At 66.3% G+C, this 17,601-nt stretch carries 23 protein-coding genes and 1 pseudogene; 6 read left to right on the top strand and 18 right to left on the bottom strand.

Annotated features, from left to right (window positions below; genetic code table 11):
- Positions 1-82 precede the first annotated feature (82 nt).
- Both glpX and ASE95_RS03325 read left to right on the top strand, forming a co-directional pair.
- Entirely contained in the window at positions 83-1,048 is a 966-nt protein-coding gene (glpX, locus tag ASE95_RS03330; RefSeq protein ID WP_056631395.1) for a class II fructose-bisphosphatase, read from the top strand.
- The gene (locus tag ASE95_RS03325) at positions 1,045-1,752 is read left to right on the top strand and encodes a CPBP family intramembrane glutamic endopeptidase (protein ID WP_082449484.1); all 708 of its coding nucleotides are present in this window, start codon (positions 1,045-1,047) and stop codon (positions 1,750-1,752) included. Before glpX ends, ASE95_RS03325 begins: the two co-directional genes overlap by 4 nt.
- A gap of 30 nt (positions 1,753-1,782) precedes the next feature.
- On the opposite strand, the gene ASE95_RS03320 is transcribed toward ASE95_RS03325, so the two are convergent.
- From ASE95_RS03320 to ASE95_RS03300, 6 genes and pseudogenes are all read right to left on the bottom strand, one after another.
- Positions 1,783-2,544 carry an ABC transporter permease gene (locus tag ASE95_RS03320; protein ID WP_056631389.1) on the bottom strand — a complete coding sequence of 254 codons (762 nt, stop codon included), beginning with the start codon at positions 2,542-2,544 and terminating at the stop codon, positions 1,783-1,785.
- A complete protein-coding gene (locus ASE95_RS03315; protein ID WP_056631386.1) occupies positions 2,541-3,470 on the bottom strand; it encodes an ABC transporter ATP-binding protein in 930 nt (309 codons plus the stop codon). Before ASE95_RS03315 ends, ASE95_RS03320 begins: the two co-directional genes overlap by 4 nt.
- 274 nt (positions 3,471-3,744) lie before the next feature.
- Positions 3,745-3,876, bottom strand: a pseudogene (locus tag ASE95_RS18160) (IS3 family transposase); the annotation flags it as partial.
- Positions 3,877-4,381: 505 nt separating this feature from the next.
- On the bottom strand, positions 4,382-5,473 hold the full coding sequence (locus ASE95_RS03310) for an RluA family pseudouridine synthase (protein WP_056631383.1): 1,092 nt from the start codon (positions 5,471-5,473) through the stop codon (positions 4,382-4,384).
- Positions 5,470-5,853 carry a fluoride efflux transporter CrcB gene (gene crcB, locus ASE95_RS03305; protein ID WP_082449482.1) on the bottom strand — a complete coding sequence of 128 codons (384 nt, stop codon included), beginning with the start codon at positions 5,851-5,853 and terminating at the stop codon, positions 5,470-5,472. Before crcB ends, ASE95_RS03310 begins: the two co-directional genes overlap by 4 nt.
- A gap of 36 nt (positions 5,854-5,889) precedes the next feature.
- The gene (locus ASE95_RS03300) at positions 5,890-6,219 is read right to left on the bottom strand and encodes a DMT family transporter (protein ID WP_056631376.1); all 330 of its coding nucleotides are present in this window, start codon (positions 6,217-6,219) and stop codon (positions 5,890-5,892) included.
- A 94-nt stretch (positions 6,220-6,313) separates the two neighbouring features.
- Here ASE95_RS03300 and ASE95_RS03295 point away from each other — a divergent pair, with 94 nt between their 5' ends.
- Entirely contained in the window at positions 6,314-6,535 is a 222-nt protein-coding gene (locus ASE95_RS03295) for a hypothetical protein (protein WP_056633099.1), read from the top strand.
- A 34-nt stretch (positions 6,536-6,569) separates the two neighbouring features.
- Here ASE95_RS03295 and ASE95_RS03290 read toward each other — a convergent pair whose 3' ends face one another.
- From ASE95_RS03290 to ASE95_RS03280, 3 genes are all read right to left on the bottom strand, one after another.
- Positions 6,570-7,139, bottom strand: a complete 570-nt coding sequence (locus tag ASE95_RS03290) for a glycine zipper 2TM domain-containing protein (protein ID WP_056631373.1) — start codon at positions 7,137-7,139, stop codon at positions 6,570-6,572.
- Positions 7,140-7,236: 97 nt separating this feature from the next.
- Entirely contained in the window at positions 7,237-7,665 is a 429-nt protein-coding gene (locus ASE95_RS03285) for an OsmC family protein (protein ID WP_056631371.1), read from the bottom strand.
- A gap of 112 nt (positions 7,666-7,777) precedes the next feature.
- The gene (locus ASE95_RS03280) at positions 7,778-8,083 is read right to left on the bottom strand and encodes a glycine zipper 2TM domain-containing protein (RefSeq protein WP_056631368.1); all 306 of its coding nucleotides are present in this window, start codon (positions 8,081-8,083) and stop codon (positions 7,778-7,780) included.
- A 213-nt stretch (positions 8,084-8,296) separates the two neighbouring features.
- Here ASE95_RS03280 and ASE95_RS03275 point away from each other — a divergent pair, with 213 nt between their 5' ends.
- The 3 genes from ASE95_RS03275 to ASE95_RS03265 are packed head-to-tail and all read left to right on the top strand — an operon-like array spanning position 8,297 to position 9,764.
- Positions 8,297-8,749, top strand: a complete 453-nt coding sequence (locus ASE95_RS03275; protein ID WP_056631365.1) for a PaaI family thioesterase — start codon at positions 8,297-8,299, stop codon at positions 8,747-8,749.
- A complete protein-coding gene (locus ASE95_RS03270) occupies positions 8,746-9,132 on the top strand; it encodes a PaaI family thioesterase (protein WP_056631362.1) in 387 nt (128 codons plus the stop codon). Before ASE95_RS03275 ends, ASE95_RS03270 begins: the two co-directional genes overlap by 4 nt.
- Entirely contained in the window at positions 9,129-9,764 is a 636-nt protein-coding gene (locus ASE95_RS03265; protein WP_056631358.1) for a trimeric intracellular cation channel family protein, read from the top strand. The genes ASE95_RS03270 and ASE95_RS03265 overlap by 4 nt, the downstream gene beginning before the upstream one ends.
- 13 nt (positions 9,765-9,777) lie before the next feature.
- On the opposite strand, the gene ASE95_RS03260 is transcribed toward ASE95_RS03265, so the two are convergent.
- The 9 genes from ASE95_RS03260 to ASE95_RS03220 all read right to left on the bottom strand — a co-directional run bounded on the left by ASE95_RS03260 (position 9,778) and on the right by ASE95_RS03220 (position 17,595).
- On the bottom strand, positions 9,778-10,536 hold the full coding sequence (locus ASE95_RS03260; RefSeq protein WP_056631355.1) for a phosphoadenylyl-sulfate reductase: 759 nt from the start codon (positions 10,534-10,536) through the stop codon (positions 9,778-9,780).
- Positions 10,529-10,990 (bottom strand): DUF934 domain-containing protein, encoded by a 462-nt coding sequence (locus ASE95_RS03255; protein ID WP_056631353.1) that lies wholly within the window; start codon positions 10,988-10,990, stop codon positions 10,529-10,531. Before ASE95_RS03255 ends, ASE95_RS03260 begins: the two co-directional genes overlap by 8 nt.
- Positions 10,983-12,614 carry a nitrite/sulfite reductase gene (locus ASE95_RS03250; RefSeq protein WP_056631349.1) on the bottom strand — a complete coding sequence of 544 codons (1,632 nt, stop codon included), beginning with the start codon at positions 12,612-12,614 and terminating at the stop codon, positions 10,983-10,985. The genes ASE95_RS03255 and ASE95_RS03250 overlap by 8 nt, the downstream gene beginning before the upstream one ends.
- Before the next feature lie 37 nt (positions 12,615-12,651).
- A complete protein-coding gene (locus ASE95_RS03245; protein WP_056631346.1) occupies positions 12,652-12,948 on the bottom strand; it encodes a DUF2849 domain-containing protein in 297 nt (98 codons plus the stop codon).
- Complete coding sequence (gene cobA, locus ASE95_RS03240) at positions 12,945-13,733, bottom strand: uroporphyrinogen-III C-methyltransferase (protein ID WP_056631343.1); 789 nt, start codon at positions 13,731-13,733, stop codon at positions 12,945-12,947. Before cobA ends, ASE95_RS03245 begins: the two co-directional genes overlap by 4 nt.
- Positions 13,734-13,873: 140 nt before the next feature.
- Entirely contained in the window at positions 13,874-14,659 is a 786-nt protein-coding gene (locus tag ASE95_RS03235) for an SDR family NAD(P)-dependent oxidoreductase (protein WP_056633095.1), read from the bottom strand.
- Between the two features lie 52 nt (positions 14,660-14,711).
- On the bottom strand, positions 14,712-15,890 hold the full coding sequence (locus tag ASE95_RS03230; RefSeq protein ID WP_056631341.1) for a zinc-dependent alcohol dehydrogenase: 1,179 nt from the start codon (positions 15,888-15,890) through the stop codon (positions 14,712-14,714).
- The gene (locus ASE95_RS03225; protein ID WP_056631339.1) at positions 15,887-16,414 is read right to left on the bottom strand and encodes an SRPBCC family protein; all 528 of its coding nucleotides are present in this window, start codon (positions 16,412-16,414) and stop codon (positions 15,887-15,889) included. The genes ASE95_RS03230 and ASE95_RS03225 overlap by 4 nt, the downstream gene beginning before the upstream one ends.
- A gap of 185 nt (positions 16,415-16,599) precedes the next feature.
- Positions 16,600-17,595: an SDR family oxidoreductase gene (locus ASE95_RS03220; RefSeq protein ID WP_056631335.1), complete on the bottom strand. Its 996-nt coding sequence runs from the start codon at positions 17,593-17,595 to the stop codon at positions 16,600-16,602.
- Between the last annotated feature and the right edge of the window lie 6 nt (positions 17,596-17,601).

The raw sequence follows: 17,601 nt of genomic DNA, 5'->3' as shown, positions 1-17,601 counted from the left end.
AACACGTAAAACAAATGGCCTCGACACGGTCATGTCACGGGCCTATCCGTGCCCGTGACATAGCCGAGATGAGGATTGCCATATGCCGACCGCCAGCAAGGTTCTCGACCGCGTCCTCGTACTGGAAATGGTGCGCGTCACCGAAGCGGCGGCGATCGCCGCCTCGACGCTGACCGGGCGCGGCGACGAGAAGGCGGCCGATGCCGCCGCGGTGGAGGCGATGCGCGCCGCGCTGAACGAACTCGACATGGACGGCACCGTCGTGATCGGCGAGGGCGAGCGCGACGAGGCACCGATGCTGTTCATCGGCGAGAAGGTCGGCACCGGCAACGGTCCGGCGATCGACATCGCGCTCGATCCGCTGGAGGGCACCACGATCTGCGCCAAGTCCGGGCCGAACAGCCTGGCGGTGCTGGCGATCGCCGAGGCGGGCGGGCTGCTGAACGCGCCCGACGTCTATATGGACAAGCTGGCGGTCGGGCCGGGCCTGCCGACCGGGGTGATCGACCTCGACCGGACGCCGACCGAAAATGTCGCGGCGATCGCCGCGGCGAAGGGCGTCGCGCCCAAGGACATCATCGCGTGCGTGCTGGATCGTCCCCGGCACGAGGCGCTGATCGCCGAATTGCGCGGCATCGGGTGCGGCGTGGTGCTGATCGGTGACGGCGACGTGGCGGGGGTGATCGCGACCAGCGATCCCGACACCACGATCGACGTCTATATGGGGTCTGGCGGCGCGCCGGAGGGCGTGCTGGCATGCGCGGCGCTGCGCTGTGTCGGCGGGCAGTTCAAGGGCCGCCTGCTGTTCCGCAACGATGACGAACGGGCGCGTGCGCGCAAATGGGGGATCACCGATCTCGATCGTCAGTACGATCTTAAGGATCTGGCGACCGGCGACTGCATCTTCGCGGCGACGGGCGTGACCGACGGTTCGCTGCTGGCCGGGGTCAAGCGCCGCGCCGGCAAGATGACGACCGAGAGCGTGGTGATGCGCGCCTCCTCGGGCACCGTGCGCTGGGTGAAGGGCGAACACCGCCTCGACCAATGATGGCGTCGGCGGCGCTGGCGATCGCTTTGGCGAGCCTTGCGCTGCTGTTGCATGGGCGGCGGATCGGCTGGTGGCCGCGTCCGCCGGCCGTGGCCCCCGGCGCGGTGCGGCATCGCCACTTCGCGCGGTTGACGCTACGCGGGGTCGTGCACTTCGGGCTGGTGGCGGTGGTGCTGCTGGCAGCGACTGGCCGGCTAAACGCCGTCGTGGCGTTCCCGGTGGAGTTGCAGCCGGCGCGGGCACTGGCACTGGCGTGGATCGGGCCATTGTCGTGGCAGCCGCTGGTGGTGGGTGGCCTGTCCGGCGTCGTCATCGCGACGCTGCTGGATCGACGCGGTCACCGCTTCGCCTTCGGTGATCTGCGCGGCGTGATGCCGGCGCGAAATGCCGAGTTGGGCTGGGGCGTGGTGCTGGCGATCGTCGCCGGTATCACGGAGGAGGCGTTCTTTCGCCTGCTGTTGCCGCTGTTGATCGCGCAGGTCAGCGGATCGGCGTTGCTCGGCTTCGCAGGTGCGACCGCCGCCTTCGGCTATGCGCACCGCTATCAGGGCGCACGCGGGGCGATCGTTACGGTGGTGGCGGGGTTGCTGCTGGCGCTCGTCTATCTGGTGTCGGGACGTTTGTGGGCGGCCATGCTGGCCCATGCCGTCATCGACCTGAACGGATTGGTGCTGCGGCCGCTGCTATCCGGTCGGCTGCGATAGGCCATCATTCGGGGGGAGCGGTCCTAGCACTCAGCTCTTCAGCCGCCACCCGGTCCGGAAGATCGTCACCACCGCCGTCAGGCACAATGCCGCAAAGCCGAGCGTCACCGCCACGCATAGCGCGAACGACACGTCACTCTGTCCGAAGAACGTCCAGCGGAAACCGTTGATAAGGTAGGCGACCGGGTTGAACAACGTCACCGTCCGCCATGGCTCGGGCAGCACGTCGAGCGAGTAGAACGCGCCGCCCAGGAAGGTCAGCGGCGTTACCACCAGCAACGGGATCACCTGCAATTGCTCGAAGCCGTTCGCCCAGATGCCGAGGCAGAATCCGAACAGCGCGAAGCTGACGGTGACCAGCAACAGGTAGAGCAGCATCAGCAGCGGGTGCGCGATGTGCAGGTCGACGAACAGATGCGCGGTGGCGAGGATCACCATCGCGATCACCATCGACTTGGTCGCGGCGGCCCCGACATAGCCGATCACCGTTTCGACCGGCGACAAGGGCGCGGACAGCAATTCGTAGATCGTGCCGGTGAATTTCGGCATGTAGATGCCCAGGCTGGCGTTGAAGATGCTTTCGGAAAAGATCGTCAGCAGCATCAGGCCCGGCACGATGAACGCACCGTAGCTCACGCCCTCCACGCCGCGCATCTGCGATCCGATCGCCGCGCCGAAGACGATGAAATACAACGTGGTGGTGATGACCGGCGTGGCGAGGCTGGTCCAGATCGTCCGCCCGAACCGCGCCATTTCGAAGCGGTAGATCGCCCATATCCCGTGCAGGTTCACGCCGCTTCCCCCACCAGATCAACAAAGATGTCCTCAAGGCTCGACTTGCGCGTTTCCAGATCGCGGAAGGCGATGTTCTCCTGCGCCAGCCTTTCGAGCAGCCGCGGGATGCCGGTGTCCTCGGCCTTGGCGTCGAAGATGTAGCGCAATTTGTGACCTTCGTCCTCCAGCGTCAGCGGCCAGTCCGCCAGTGCGGGCGGCACCGCCGTCATCGGCGCGACCAACGTCAGATCCATCTGGCGTTTGCCCAGCTTGGCCATCAACGCGTTCTTTTCCTCGACCAGCAACAGCTTGCCGCCGGCGATCACGCCGACGCGGTCGGCCATCTCCTCGGCCTCCTCGATATAATGAGTTGTCAGGATGATCGTCGCGCCGTTTTCGCGCAGGCGATGGACCAGCTTCCACATGTCGCGGCGCAAGGCGACGTCGACCCCCGCGGTCGGTTCGTCCAGGAAGAGGATGTCGGGTTCGTGCGCCAGCGCCTTGGCGATCAGCACCCGGCGCTTCATCCCGCCCGACAGGTCCTTGATCTTCGCATGGCGCTTCTCCCACAGCGACAGATCGCGCAGCACCTGCTCGATATAGTCCGAATGCCCCGAGCGCCCGAACAACCGGCGAGAGAAGGTGACGGTCGCCAGCACGCTCTCGAACTGGTCCGTCGCCAGTTCCTGCGGCACCAGCCCGATCGCCCGCCGCGCGGCTTTATAGTCGCGCGCCACGTCATGCCCGGCAACGGTAACCGTGCCCGACGACGGGGTGACGATCCCGCAGATAATGCTGATGAGCGTGGTCTTCCCGGCGCCATTCGGCCCGAGCAGCGCGAAAATCTCGCCGCGGTTCACCGTCAGGTCGACGGTGCCGAGCGCGGTCGGGCCGTTGCGATAGGTTTTCGAGACGCCGGCGACGGTAAGGATCGGTTCGGGCATTCGCCCCCCTTGCTGTGTTGCCCACGCTACGCAAGCGGGCGGGCATTGTTCCCGGTCGTATCAGCCGCATCGATGGCGGGTGACGCGTGCAAAGTCCATGGTGAACTGCCTTGGACCCAAGGGCGAGTCCAATGACGCTCGCGCCGGTCGCGCGCTCCGGCGGCCGTCTGGGAAAGCTGCTGGCGCAGGTCGCGACGTCCGCATGAACAGCGTATCATATGCTAATCTTCCCCGGCTCGGCGGACACGCTGGGTTAGCCGGTCATGCGCTGTCAGCGACGCAGCATCGTCGGCATGATCCCTAATTCGGCCGCCACCTCGGTCTGCATGCGACCGCTCGTCTCCCACAGCGCCACCGCCTCGCGCCTGAGCTCGTCCGTCAACAGACGCTTCGTCGTACTCACCATCATACACCTCCCTGCTACGCAGAGCCTGTCATCGGTGTCAGGCGCAGCCCGGGGTGGCCACGGTCGATCTGGGAGTGAATGCCGGGTTGGACGACGGTTTCGCCCTGCGATTGCTCGCCCGCAACATCGGCGATCGGATCGTGCGGACCTCGGGATATGTCTTCGGATCGACCCTATTTTCTGCGTTCGATGTCGGCCGGCGGATCAGCCCGACGCTGCGGCGACCTATGATGCATGGGATCGTCTCGGCCCGGGAGTGGATCCTCCGCGTGGCGGGCGTCGTCGGCGCGCTCGCCATCGCCCGGATCTTCGGAGGCACCGCATTCCAGGCGCTGCCGGCGCTGCTGCGAACTCACGGCGATGCTCCGGACACGCTGGCGCTCACCGGCCTCGCCATGTGGTCATGGGCTGCCAGGTTCGCACGGGCACCGCCGGTCGAGCGCTGGCGGCGACCGACCCGTGCTCTGCGCCAAACGCCGGGTCGGCCCGATCGGCTTAACTGTCGTCAGTCCCGCGCGGTGCCGCGCCCGCGCCGTTCGCCACGACGGGCCTTGCGGAACGACTTGGCATGTGCGCGGGCGAACGCCTTCTTCTCGTCGCGCGTGGGGGGCAGCTTCACGTCCAGCGGCATCATGTCGCCGGCCATCGCCTCGAACCCCAGCTGCGACAGGCTTTCGGCGAAGTGCGTCGGCAACTCGGCGGTGACGTCGATCTCGCCGCCATCGGGATGGTCGACGCGGATACGACGGGCGTGGAGGTGCATCTTGCGGCTGATCCCGCCGGTCAGGAACGCGGCTTGCCCGCCGTACTTGCCATCGCCGACGATCGGGTGGCCGATCGCGGCCATGTGGACGCGCAACTGATGCGTCCGCCCGGTAAAGGGTTGCAGTTCGACCCAGGCGGTGCGGTTTCCGGCACGTTCGATCACGCGGTAACGGGTGCGTGCGGGCTGGCCGTTCTCCTCGTCGACGCACATCTTCTCGCCGCCGGTGCCGGGCTGCTTGCCGATCGGCAGTTCGATCATGCCGTCGTCGATCGACGGCACGTCGACGACCAGCGCCCAATAGACCTTCTTGGCGGTACGGCTGGAAAAGCTCTTGGCGAACGCGGCCGCCGCCCGAGAATTGCGCGCGACCAGCAGCGCGCCGGACGTGTCCTTGTCGAGCCGGTGGACCAGCTTGGGCCGCCCCTCCGCCTCGTAATGCAGCGCGTCGAGCAGGCCGTCGACATGGGTCAGCGTCTTGGTGCCGCCCTGCGTGGCGAGGCCCGGCGGCTTGTTGAGGACCAGCGCGGCGGCGTCCTTGTGGATCACCATTTCGCGCGCGAACGCGGCCTCGTCGTCGCTCAGCGGCGGACGTTCCGGCTTGCCGCGCTGTTCCACCCGCTCCGGCTCGGGCGGGGGGACGCGCAGCACCTGCCCGGCCAGCAGCCGGTCGCCGGGGCCGACGCGCGACCCGTCGACGCGCAGCTGACCGGTGCGGGCCCATTTGGCGACCGTGGTGAAGCTGGTTTCGGGCAGGTGCCGCTTGAACCAGCGATCGACGCGGATGCCTTCGTCGTCATAGCCGACGGTGAACTGGCGGACGCCGTCGCTCATGCCGGCACCCGTGCGATGGTCAGGCCGGCGAACAGCGCGACGATCGATCCGACGACCGACAGCATGACGTATCCGAATGCCGCGGCCAACGCGCCACGCTCGATCATGCCGACCACGTCGAGCGCGAAGGACGAAAAGGTCGTGAAGCCACCGAGCACGCCGACGCCGAGCAGCAGCCGCCATGTCTCGCCGGCAGCGCCACCGGCGCCGCGGGCGAGGACGCCGACCAGCAGGCCCATCAGCAGCCCGCCGGCCACGTTGACGGTCAGCGTGCCCCACGGCCAGCCGGAACCGAGTGCGTGCGTCATAGCGCGCCCGGTCAGATAACGCGCACCGGCGCCAGCCGCGCCGCCCGCCATGACAAGAAACAGGGAGTTCATCGCCGCGCCCTATCGCGTTTCGGCCTGCAAGGGAAATCAGCCGTGTGTCCCGTGCGAGAACAGGTTCATCACCAGCACCCCCGCAACGATCAGTGCCATGCCCGCCAGCGCCCCTGCGTCCAGCCGCTGCCCGTGCCAGATCCACGCAACCGCGGTTACCAGCACGATCCCGACGCCGGACCAGATCGCATATGCCACGCCGGTCGGCAGCGTGCGCAGCGCCAGCGACAGGAAGTAGAAGGCGACGGCATAGCCGGCGACGGTGACCAGCGTCGGCCACGGCCGGGTGAAGCCATCGGATTGCTTCAGGGCGGAGGTGGCGGCGACCTCGGCAAGGATGGCGACCATCAGCAGGGCGTAAGACATAGGCGGCTTGTCGGCGATCCCGCCGTAATTGGCGAGCCGCGATCGTGTGTGTCTTGCCCTTGCGATACACCCGCCGATGTACCATGTTCGGGTGATGCTCAACTTGCTTTCGATCGCGATCGGCCTCGTCGCCCTGCTGCTGGGGATCGTGCCGTTCCTGCCGTTCCTTGGCTGGGCCTATTGGTTCGTGATCCCGATCGCGGTGGTGGGGGCGGCGATCGGTGCGCTGTCGTCGCGCAATGGCGGGCGCAACCTGAACCTCGTGCTGATCCTGATCTTCGGGCTGCGCCTGATGCTGGGCGGTGGTCTGATCTGACCAAACGCCCGGTCGTCGACCGGGCGTCCGTACGTCAGCGGCAGGTCACCTGCCCGCGGTCGACGCGTTGGCCGAGCAGCGCGCCGCCACCTGCGCCGATCAGCGTGCCGAGCAGCCTGGACCCGCCGCCGGAGATGATATTGCCCAGCGCGCCGCCGGCCAGTCCGCCGACCACCAGTCCGGTCGTGCCGTCGTTGCGGCGGCAGTAATAACGTCCGTTGCCGCCGCGATAGATGCGGTCGTTCCGCGTCAGCGCACGCTGCTGGTAGTAGCGACCATCGCGATAATAGCGTGCGGCATCATAGCGGCGCTGGCCGGGTTCAAGGCGATTGTGGTCGTAACGGCGCGCCTGCCGCCAGTCGCGCACGTCGTCGTTGCGATCTTGGCGGGCATCGCGGACGTTGTCGCGATATTCGCGCCGGGCGTTTCGGACATCGCGGCGCGAATCGGCATCGCGGACGTCGTCACGGTACTCCCGACGCGCATCGCGCAGGTCCTCGCGATATTCGCGATTGGCCTCACGTGGTCGCTGTGCAGCCGCGGGTGCCGCCGCCAGCGACGTCAACATGGTCGCCCCCAAAACCGCCGTCAGTATGATACGCATCACTTGTCTCCTCATCGAGGTACCGATGCTGTTCAAACGACGGCGGCGTTCCGGTGTTGCGTGAACAGGAAACTACTTGCCGTTCACTTATGGGACATTATTGGGCCAGTTCGTGGGTGAGGGTAATTTGCGCCTTCAACAGCTTCGACACCGGGCAATTGGCCTTCGCCTCCGTCGCGATGCGCGCGAACTCTTCGGCGTCTATCCCGGGAATTGCCGCCTTCAGGTCCAGCTTCGATGACGTGATGGTGAAGCCGTCACCATCCTTGTCGACCGTGACATGCGCCTCGGTCGCCAGCGTGCCGTCATGATAGCCAGCGCCAGCCAGCGCGAAGCTGAGCGCCATGGTGAAGCAGCTGGCATGCGCCGCGGCGATCAGCTCCTCCGGATTGGTGCCGGGTCCATCCTCGAACCGGGAGCCGAAGCCGTAGCGCTGGTCCTTGAGCGCGCCGGATTGTGTCGAGGTCCAGCCGTGGCCGTCCTTGCCAAGGCCTTCGTAGCGTGCTGATCCACTGCGAGTAGGCATGTCCTGCTCTCCTTCCAAGTAACATGAAAAAGCGCGATCCGTGGTGACACGGACCGCGCTTCTCTAACGTCGATCAAACGGCGAAGGCTTCATCGCCGCTCAATTTCAGCAATCAACGGCACTTGCGCTTGCCGCTCCGCTCGATCTCGCGACCGGCGAGCGCCCCGCCGACGCCACCCAATACGGTGCCGAGCGTCCGGTCGCCGCCCGAATCGATCGTCCGGCCCAGCAGGCCGCCCGCAACCGCGCCGACCACCAGGCCGGTGGTGCCATCGGGCTTGCGACAGCGCAGTCGACCATCATTGCCGCGCCATTCGCGATACTTGTGGCGGCGCTGTGCATCGGCGTCCACCGTCGTGGCGACCAGCGTCGGCGCGACCATGGCCATCGCCCCAAAAGCGAGCATGAACTTACGCATAACCATTCTCCCGTTCGTCAAATCATGATGCCATCGAAACGTGTTCGTTCTACCGCAGTTGCATGAACCCGTAACAACATACCGTTCATCCTGGGACATGCCGGGACAGATCATCGTTGCCGGCGGTGGACGCGGCCCGCCGAGGGCGGCGCGGCGCGTCGGTCGAAAGCATGCAACGTTGCACCGCGGTCGCGGGCGTGTAGAGGCGGAAAGATGAGCTGGGATCCGGTCGCGACGACGCGCTACCTGCTGGAGACGCGCACGATCGCCGGGCACGGCGGGCGGCTCGGCCAGCATTATCACGCGCATGGCGACGACTGGATCGAGGTCGCGCAACCGTGGAGCGAGGAACTGGTCGGCGACGAGGACAGCGGAACGATCGCATCCGGCCCGATCATCGCGCTGATGGATGTCGCGACCAGCCTGGCGGTATGGCACCGGCTGACTACACTGGTCGCGCATGCCACGCTGGATCTGCGCATCGACTATCTGCGGCCGGCGCGCCCGCGTCACACTGTCATCGGCCGCGGCGAGTGTCTGCGCATTGCGCGATCGATCGCGTTCACGCGCGGTATTGCGCACGACGGCGATGTGAACGATCCGGTCGCGCATGTCGCAGCGACGTTCATGGTGACAGCGGGCAGCTACCCGAGGCCGGCATCATGAAGTTGCCCCCGTATGCGCAGCTCCTCGGCGTGACGCTGGAACTGGTCGATGACCTGCCGGAGATCGCCATGCCATTCGGGCACCATGTGGTCGGCCGACCCGGCTTTCTTCAGGGCGGTGCGATCGCCGGCCTGCTGGAGGTGGCGGCGGTGGCGGCGCTCCGGCATGCGCTGGCGGGCGAAGATGCGGCGCGGGTCAAGCCGATCAACGCCACCGTCGATTTCATGCGCGGCGGGCGCGACCGGGTGACGCGGGCCGCCGGGACGATCACCCGGCTGGGCACGCGCGTCGCCACCGTTTCGGCGATCGCGTGGCAGGACGATCGTGCACGGCCGATCGCGGCGGCACGGCTGAACTATTTGATCGAGCGCGGCGAGGCATGACCCCGCCGCTCGACCCGGTGGTGCTGTTGCCGGCGTTCGCGCCGTGGCTGGACGTGGCGGGGCTGGCGGTGTTCGCCGCATCCGGGGCACTGGCGGCGGCGCGGCGCGCACAGACGCCGGTGACGCTTGCGTTCTTCGCGCTGATTACCGGTGTGGGCGGCGGCACGGTGCGCGACCTGTTGATCGGTGCGCCGGTGTTCTGGGTGCACGATTCGCGGGTGGCGGCGGTATGCCTGTTGATGGCCGGGGTGATCTGGACCACGCCCGAGCGCTGGTGGCGCGGCGCGGCGCTCGACTGGTTCGACGCGGTCGGGCTGGCCGCCTACGCTGTCTATGGCGCGGCCAAGGCGCTGGGATATGGCGTGCCGCCGTTGCCCGCGGCGTTGATGGGAGTGGTGACGGGATGCGTCGGCGGGATCATCCGTGACGTGCTGGCAGGCGAGCCGTCGATCCTGATGCGGCCCGAGCTTTACGTGACGGCCGCGGCGCTGGCGGCGGGATGTTATGTCGGGCTGCGCGAGATGGGCATGGTGCCGTGGCACGCCGCGGCAATCGCCGCGCTGGCCGGCTTCGCGCTGCGATCAGCCGCGATCCGGTTCAAGCTCGCGCTGCCTGCCTACGGGGATAAGTAACGGTCGCAGCCGATCAGAACGCCGGTTCCTCGCCGGGCTTTTCCGCGACGTGAATACCGCACTCCACCTTGTCCCATCCACGCCAGCGGCCCGCACGCGGATCTTCGCCGGGGCGGACTTTCGAGGTGCACGGCGCGCAGCCGATCGACAGGTAGCCCTGCGCCTCCAGCGGATGGCGCGGCAGATCGTGCTCGACGAAATAGCCGTCGAGCTTCTCCTTCGACCAGTCGGCGAGCGGGTTGATCTTCAACCGGCCCTCGTCTTCCTCGAACCGGGGCAGTGCCTTACGGGTGCTGGCCTGAAAGCCCTTGCGCCCGGAAATCCACGACTGGAACGGGGCCAGCGCGCGGCGTAACGGCTCGACCTTGCGCATCTCGCAGCAGCCGTCCGGATCATAGGACCATCGCAGCCCCTTTTCATCGCGGAGCCGCAGCAGCCGCGGATCGGGACGGAACACGCGCAGATCGGTGAAGCCGAGACGCTCGGTCAGTTCGTCACGATAGGCCAGCGTCTCGCCGAACATCTTCTGCGTGTTGGTGAAGATGACCGGCACATCGCGATCGACGGCGGCGATCATGTGCAGCAGCACCGCCGATTCCGCCCCGAACGACGACACCGCAGCGATCCTTCCCTGCAATTCACCAGTCAGCAACTCTCGCAGCATGTCCGGCGCGGACACCCCCTCGAACCGCGCCTGCATCACCGCGGCATCGGCAACCGTGAAAGCGGGACGGACATCGATGATGTCGAGGTCGTGGGCAGGCTCACCCATGGCGCAGTTTCCACACCGGGACCGCCGCATCGGCAGCCTTCTGATAATGAAGCCCGTAGCGTTCCAGCGAACGGCGCAGTACGTCCGGATCGATCGCCGAATGCGGGGCGAATGCGTCGAAGCCGCACCGCCGCATGAGCGGGATCTGATCGACCAGCACGTCGCCCTCGGCCCGCAACTCGCCGCGATACCCCGCCTCGCGCAGGATGCGCGCGACCGAATAGCCGCGTCCGTCGCGAAACGTCGGGAACGACACCTCGACCAGCGCGATGCGATCAAGCAGCGGGATCAGCGCGCGGGCATCGTCGCCCGGTTCGATCCGCACCGCCGTCGCGTTCGACTGGTCGACCAGAAACGCGTCTAGCGTGACCGCCGGTTCCTCATGCGCGGTGTCATCGCGGAAGCGCAGATGCGCGCGGTCGTCGATCACGTCGACCTCGAAGGCGTCAACCATAGATCGCTTCCTTGAACGGCTGCATGCCGACGCGGCGGTAGGTGTCGACGAAGCGTTCGCCGACATCGCGGATGCGGACATAGGTGTCGGTGACGCGCTCGATCGCGTCCACCACGCCATCCTCGTCGAAGCCGGGACCGGTGATCTTGCCGAGCGACACGTCCTCGGCACCCGATCCACCGAGCGACAGCTGGTAATTCTCGGTACCCTTCTTGTCGACGCCGAGGATGCCGATGTGCCCGGCGTGATGATGGCCGCAGGCGTTGATGCACCCGCTGATCTTGAGCTTCAGTTCGCCGAGGTCGCGCTGGCGACCGAGATCGGCAAACCGCCGCCCGATCTTCTGTGCCAGCGGAATGGACCGGGCGTTGGCAAGCGCGCAATAATCCAGCCCCGGGCAGGCGATGATGTCACTGATGAGGTCGAGGTTCGCGTCGGCGAGTTCAGCCTCCACCAATGCCGACCACACCGCCTTCAGATCGGCGACGCGGACATGCGGCAGGACGATGTTCTGCGCGTGGGTGACGCGCAGCTCGTCGAAGCTGTAACGTTCGGCAAGGTCGGCCATGACGTCGATCTGCGCCGCGGTGGCATCGCCGGGGATGCCGCCGATCGGCTTGAGCGAGATGGTGACGATCGCGTGACCGGGCTGCTTGTGCGCGCGGACGTTCTGATCGAGCCACACCGCAAAGTCGGGATCGCTGCGGTCGGCGACCACGCCGTCGTCCGCCGCGAACGGCGGCGGCGCGAACATCGCGGTGATCCGCGCGAGTTCGGCCACGGGCGGATCGATGCCGAGCAGCTTCACCGCCGCGAACTCCTCCTCCACCTCGGCACGGTATTTGTCCGCGCCGATTTCGTGGACCAGGATCTTGATCCGCGCCTTGTAGATATTGTCGCGCCGGCCGTAGCGATTATAGACTCGCAGACACGCCTCGAGATAGCTCATCAGCTGATCGGCGGCGACGAAGTCCCTGATCTCCGGCGCGATCATCGGGGTGCGGCCCATGCCGCCGCCGACGAATACCTTGGCGCCGAGCACGCCGTCGCGCTCGATCAGTTGCAGGCCGATGTCGTGGAGGCGCATCGCCGCGCGATCCTCGTTCGCGGCGATGACCGCGATCTTGAACTTGCGCGGCAGGTAGCTGAATTCAGGGTGGAAGGTGCTCCACTGCCGGAGCAGCTCCGCCCACGGACGCGGATCGGTCACTTCGTCGGCGGCCGCGCCGGCGAACTGGTCCGAACTGATGTTGCGAATGCAATTGCCGCTGGTCTGGATGGCGTGCATCTCGACCGTCGCCAGTTCGGCGAGGATATCGGCGGCGTCCTCCAGCTTGATCCAATTATACTGAATGTTCTGGCGCGTCGTGAAGTGACCGTAGCCGCGGTCGTATTTGCGCGCGACATGCGCCAGCATCCGCATCTGACGGCTGTCGAGCGTGCCATAGGGCACCGCAACACGCAGCATATAGGCGTGGAGTTGCAGATACAGGCCGTTCATCAGCCGCAGCGGCTTGAATTGATCCTCGGTCAACTCACCCGACAGGCGGCGGAGGCACTGATCGCGAAATTCGTCGACGCGGGCGTCGACGATCGACTGGTCGTATTCGTCGTACTTGTACATCGTGTCTTCCTCGATCCCCGCGACATGGCGGGGAGGATCAAATCACCCAGTCACCCGCATCGGGATCGGCGGGCTTGAGCGTCAGGTCGGGGCGCACCGTAGGGCCGAGCGCGCGAATCCGGTCCTTGATATGGGCGGGGCGGGGGCCGTCCGGCGTTTCGGTCGCCTCGATGACATAGGGAACGTTGACGCGGCGCGCCGCTTCTTCCTGCCGGGCGATCGCTTCGGCATGATCGCCGGCGTCGCGGGCTTCGGCGATGTGGCGAGTCCAATCGCTGCCGGTCCACCAGATGACGTCGCCGCTCGCCAGATCGTTGCCGGTCACCAGCTTCATGCCATCTGCTCCACCACCTTGGCATAGCCCGCCAGCCGGTCCACCGCGTCGGACAGTTCGACCACTTCGCCGACCACGATGATCGCGGGGCTGGCAACGCGCTCGCGCAGCACCATCGCGCCGAGATCGGCGAGCAACGTGCGCAGCGCGCGATGGCCGGGCAGCGTCCCTTTCTCCAGCAACGCGACCGGCATGTCGGGGGCCACGCCATCCGCCATCAACTTGTCGGCGATCGCCTCCGCCGTGGCGACGCCCATGTAGATCACCAGCGTGCGGCCCTGACCAGCCAGTCCGGACCAGTCCTGATCGGTCAGTCCCTTGCACTGGCCGGCGACGAAACTGACCGCCGAACTGTGATCGCGGTGGGTGAGGGGCAGCATCGCCTCGGCAGCGCAGCCCAAGGCAGCGGAAACGCCGGGGATCACCTCGACCGCAAGGCCGGCGGCGCGCACCGCCTCGACCTCTTCACCCCCGCGCCCGAAGATGAACGGATCGCCGCCCTTCAGACGAACGACGACGCTGCCGGCCTTTACGTGCGCGACGATCAGCGCATTGATCGCTTCCTGCGGCACGGTGTGGCGTGCGCGGCGTTTCGCGACCGAGATGCGGTGGGCGGATGCGGGCGCGAGATCGAGGACGCGAGGATCGATCAGACCGTCGTGCACCACGACATCGGCGCAGCGCAACGCCTCCACCGCACGGACGGTGAGCAGACCGGGATCGCCGGGGCCGGCACCGACAAGGATGACGCGCCCACGCGCGTCGGGATCGAGAAGCGTCGCCATGATGTCATCGAAATGGGCGAGGCGGCGTTGTGGCGCAATCGAGCGATGCTTGGCGGGCGCGTAGGATTGGTTTGCGCACAGCGTGCAGGTTGGTGAAGGCGGCGCACGACACACGATGCGGCGCCTTCACCAAGTCTGATCTACTTCGTTGCCGTTCCCGGTTCCGCCATGTTGCGGTGCTGATGCGCGGTCACCTCGGCCGGCAGGATATGCGCTGCGGCAGCCTGCAGCTTGTTCTTCCAGCCGGAGACAATCGAGTGCTTGCCGGACATGAGCGCATCCCAGCCATCCTGCGCCACCTTGGCGGGATCGGACTTGCTGTCCGACGTGCCGACCTCGGTGTCCATCATGTCGGCACGGTCGAAGAACTCGGTCTCCACCGGACCGGGCATCAACGTGGTGAGCGTGATGCCCTCATGATCCTTCAGCTCGTCGCGTAGCGCATCGGTGAACGAGTCCACGAACGCTTTCGTCCCGTTGTACACCGCCTGGAAGCTCCCGGGCAGGAACCCGGCAATCGAACCCGTGACCAGCACCTTGCCTGCATGCCGTTCGGTCATGTGTCGCAGCACTTTCTGCAACAAATATACGGTACCGGTGACGTTGGTGTCGATCACGCGCCGCCAATCGGCGACATCCTGATCGAGGAACGCGCGGCCCAGCCCCTTGCCGGCGTTTGCGCACAGCAGATCGATCTGCCGCCCGCCGGTAGCGGCCAGCAGCCGGTCCACTCCGTCGATCGTAGACAGGTCGGCCTCTACCGACCGGACCTGCGTGCCGAACTGTTTGAAGTCGGCCGCCGCGGCCTCGATCAGCGGTTCGTCGGCTACCACGAGGATGTCGTATCCATCCTTTGCGGCAAGGGTCGCCAGCTCGAAACCGATGCCGGTCGATGCACCGGTGATGATCGCGAATTTGTCGGCCATGGTCATGTGCTCCTTCGTCGTCGTCCCGGCGCTTGACCGGGGCGGGGGCAAGTCATTGCATTCCGGGTTTCAGGACGATCTTGGTCACTTCGTTCTGCTCGTCGTGGAACATGCGATACCCCTCAGGGCCCTGCTCCAGCGGCATCCGGTGCGAGATCAGGAAGGTGGTGTCGATCTTTTCTTCGAGGATCGCGGTGAGCAGCGCCGGCAAGTATCGCTGGACGTGGGTTTGCCCGGTCTTGAGCTGCAAGCCCTTTTCCATGAACGCGCCCAGCGGCCATTTGTCGACGAAGCCGCCGTAAACCGCCGGCATCGAAACGCGACCGCCCTTGCGGCACGCGATGATCGCCTGTCGATTGGCATGTGCGCGATCGGTGCCAGTAAAGGTCGACACCTTGATCTGGTCGAGCACGTTGTCGACGAAGAAGCCGTGCGCCTCCAGCCCCACCGAGTCGATCACCGCGTCGGGGCCGATCCCGCCGGTCATCACCATCAGCGCCTCGTAGACCGCGCTTTCCTCGAAGTTGATCGTCTCCGCGCCGAACTTCGCGGCGAGCTTCAGCCGATTGGGGAAGTGATCGATCGCGATCACCCGCTCGGCACCCATCAGGAAGGCGGACTGGATCGCGAACAGCCCCACCGGTCCGCAGCCCCACACCGCCACGGTGTCGCCGGGTTCGATGTCGGCATTTTCGGCCGCCATCCAGCCGGTCGGCAGAATGTCGGACAGGAACAGCACCTTGTCGTCCTCGACACCGTCCGGGATGACGATCGGGCCGACGTCGCTGAACGGCACGCGGACATATTCCGCCTGACCGCCGGCGTACCCACCGGTCATGTGGCTGTACCCGAACAGCCCGGCCATCGGCTGGCCGTACAATTCCTGCGCAATGTCCTGATTGTCGGCGGGCAGGCCGTTGTCGCAGGCGGAGAATTGCTGCTTCGTGCAATGATAGCAGCTACCGCACGAAATGGTGAAGGGCACGACCACGCGCTGACCCTTCTTCAACGTCGATTTCGCGCCGACCTCGACCACCTCCCCCATGAACTCATGGCCGAGAATGTCGCCGGACTTCATCGTGGGAATGTAGCCATCGTAGAGGTGGAGGTCCGATCCGCAGATCGCGGTAGAGGTCACCTTGATGATGCAGTCGCGGGGATTGACGATGCCGGGATCGTCAACCGTGTCGACGCGGACATCATGCTTGCCGTGCCATGCGATGGCTTTCACAGCCCCATCTCCTCGAATTGCTTCGCGTTCATCGCGGGGGTGGCGATCTCACCGGTTTCCAGCAATTGCTTGAAACGGCGCAGGTCACGGCGCGCCTGGATCGCAGGTTCGCGCTGGAACATCTTGGCGATCACCTTGCCGACGATCCCGGCGGGCGGATCATAGTCGATCGTCGCGACGATCACCGTGCCACGCGCACCCGCGTCGCGGAACTCGACCCTGCCGCGATTGGGCACCTCGGCGCCTTCCTCGCTTTCCCACGCGAGCAGCTTGCCCGGCGTCTCTTCCGTGATGCGGGCATCCCATTCGACGGTGCCACCTGCCGGAGCCTTCACGACCCAGTGCGAACGACGTTCATCGTGAACGTCGATGCGAATCACGTTCTCCATAAAGGCGGGCCACGCGGCGAAGTCGCGGAAGCGCGAATAAACCTTCGCGAGCGGCTGGTTGATCGTTACCGCGCGTGCGGTGAGTGCCGGCGGCTTGTCGTGCTTGGCGGCGGCAAGAGGGGCGTCATCGGCCATGTCGGCTCCTTTCCTGTCGCGCGGTCAATCGTTGATTTGAGTGGTGCGTTCCTTGAAAAATCAGGGGGTTGATCTGGGTCAGTCAGGTCGGGCGTGAACTGTCATGCCTGCGCAGGCTGCGATCCGGAGGAATGCAGGTTCCGTCATGGACGGACCTGGCCTACGGATCGCCGCCTGCGTACGGATCAGGGATTACCCTTGCCGCCATGCGCCCCGACCGCCGTTCCGGTCGAGAAGCTGGTGCCGTCCTCGGCAAGCGCGACATAGAGCGGGGCGAGTTCGGCAGGCTGCCCGGCCCGACCGAGCGGCGTGTCCTGCCCGAACTCGCCGAGCGTACCGGGAATCTGGCCGCCAGCGACCTGCAACGGCGTCCAGATCGGACCGGGGGCGACCATGTTCACGCGGATGCCCTTCTTCGCGAGTTGCTTGGCCAACCCCTTGGTGAAGATCAGGATCGCACCCTTCGTGCTGGCGTAATCCAGCAGTTCCTCGCCGGGATCGTAGCTGTTGACCGATCCGGTGTTGATGATGACCGAGCCGGCCGGCATCGACGGGATCGCCGCCTTGCAGATGCGGAACATGGCGAAGATGTTCGTCTCGAACGTGCGGACCATCTGCTCGTCCGTGATCTCCGAGATGTCGGCCTTGCTTTGTTGATAGGCAGCGTTGTTGACGAGCAGGTCGATCCCGCCCAGCGCGCGCACCGCATCGGCGACCAGCTTCGTACAGGCCTTCTCTGTGCGGATGTCGGCGGGCAGCAGCACCGCCTTGCGTCCGGCCTGTTCGATCAGCGCCTTTACCTCGCGCGCGTCGGGTTCCTCGGTCGGATAGTAATTGATCGCCACATCCGCCCCCTCGCGCGCAAAAGCGATCGCGGCGGCGCGGCCGATACCGCTGTCACCGCCGGTGACCAGCGCCTTGCGCCCGGTCAGGCGGCCCGATCCACGATAGCTGGTCTCACCGCTATCGGGGCGCGGCGTCATCTTGCCTTGCAGCGCGGGCCATGGCTGGCGTTGTTCGGGAAATGGCTGGTTGGTGTACTTCGTGCGCGGGTCGCGGAGCGGTGCGGCGGTAGTGGCCGCCGCGCCCTGCGCTGCCGCGCTACCACCGCCGCCCAGTGCCAGCCCCGCCGCCGCTGCGCCGCCCAGGATAGTGCGGCGCGTGGTGCCTTGATCGTCCATGTCACT

The sequence above is a fragment of the Sphingomonas sp. Leaf231 genome (genome assembly GCF_001421995.1).
Lineage (GTDB): Bacteria > Pseudomonadota > Alphaproteobacteria > Sphingomonadales > Sphingomonadaceae > Sphingomonas.
Note: the sequence above shows the minus strand (reverse complement) of the source record. Positions and strands in the feature narration are given on the sequence as shown.

Bases quoted from the DNA above. Each gene is read 5' to 3' on its own strand.
- ASE95_RS03300 (WP_056631376.1), bottom strand. From the start codon at position 6,219: ATGTCTTACGCCCTGCTGATGGTCGCCATCCTTGCCGAGGTCGCCGCC.
- ASE95_RS03265 (WP_056631358.1), top strand. From the start codon at position 9,129: ATGACCCCGCCGCTCGACCCGGTGGTGCTGTTGCCGGCGTTCGCGCCG.
- ASE95_RS03220 (WP_056631335.1), bottom strand. From the start codon at position 17,595: ATGGACGATCAAGGCACCACGCGCCGCACTATCCTGGGCGGCGCAGCG.
- ASE95_RS03245 (WP_056631346.1), bottom strand. From the start codon at position 12,948: ATGAAGCTGGTGACCGGCAACGATCTGGCGAGCGGCGACGTCATCTGG.
- ASE95_RS03225 (WP_056631339.1), bottom strand. From the start codon at position 16,414: ATGGCCGATGACGCCCCTCTTGCCGCCGCCAAGCACGACAAGCCGCCG.
- ASE95_RS03290 (WP_056631373.1), bottom strand. From the start codon at position 7,139: ATGCGTATCATACTGACGGCGGTTTTGGGGGCGACCATGTTGACGTCG.
- ASE95_RS03310 (WP_056631383.1), bottom strand. From the start codon at position 5,473: ATGAGCGACGGCGTCCGCCAGTTCACCGTCGGCTATGACGACGAAGGC.
- crcB (WP_082449482.1), bottom strand. From the start codon at position 5,853: ATGAACTCCCTGTTTCTTGTCATGGCGGGCGGCGCGGCTGGCGCCGGT.
- ASE95_RS03295 (WP_056633099.1), top strand. From the start codon at position 6,314: ATGCTCAACTTGCTTTCGATCGCGATCGGCCTCGTCGCCCTGCTGCTG.
- ASE95_RS03315 (WP_056631386.1), bottom strand. From the start codon at position 3,470: ATGCCCGAACCGATCCTTACCGTCGCCGGCGTCTCGAAAACCTATCGC.
- ASE95_RS03280 (WP_056631368.1), bottom strand. From the start codon at position 8,083: ATGCGTAAGTTCATGCTCGCTTTTGGGGCGATGGCCATGGTCGCGCCG.
- ASE95_RS03275 (WP_056631365.1), top strand. From the start codon at position 8,297: ATGAGCTGGGATCCGGTCGCGACGACGCGCTACCTGCTGGAGACGCGC.
- ASE95_RS03235 (WP_056633095.1), bottom strand. From the start codon at position 14,659: ATGGCCGACAAATTCGCGATCATCACCGGTGCATCGACCGGCATCGGT.
- cobA (WP_056631343.1), bottom strand. From the start codon at position 13,733: ATGGCGACGCTTCTCGATCCCGACGCGCGTGGGCGCGTCATCCTTGTC.
- ASE95_RS03325 (WP_082449484.1), top strand. From the start codon at position 1,045: ATGATGGCGTCGGCGGCGCTGGCGATCGCTTTGGCGAGCCTTGCGCTG.
- glpX (WP_056631395.1), top strand. From the start codon at position 83: ATGCCGACCGCCAGCAAGGTTCTCGACCGCGTCCTCGTACTGGAAATG.
- ASE95_RS03250 (WP_056631349.1), bottom strand. From the start codon at position 12,614: ATGTACAAGTACGACGAATACGACCAGTCGATCGTCGACGCCCGCGTC.
- ASE95_RS03270 (WP_056631362.1), top strand. From the start codon at position 8,746: ATGAAGTTGCCCCCGTATGCGCAGCTCCTCGGCGTGACGCTGGAACTG.
- ASE95_RS03255 (WP_056631353.1), bottom strand. From the start codon at position 10,990: ATGGTTGACGCCTTCGAGGTCGACGTGATCGACGACCGCGCGCATCTG.
- ASE95_RS03285 (WP_056631371.1), bottom strand. From the start codon at position 7,665: ATGCCTACTCGCAGTGGATCAGCACGCTACGAAGGCCTTGGCAAGGAC.
- ASE95_RS03260 (WP_056631355.1), bottom strand. From the start codon at position 10,536: ATGGGTGAGCCTGCCCACGACCTCGACATCATCGATGTCCGTCCCGCT.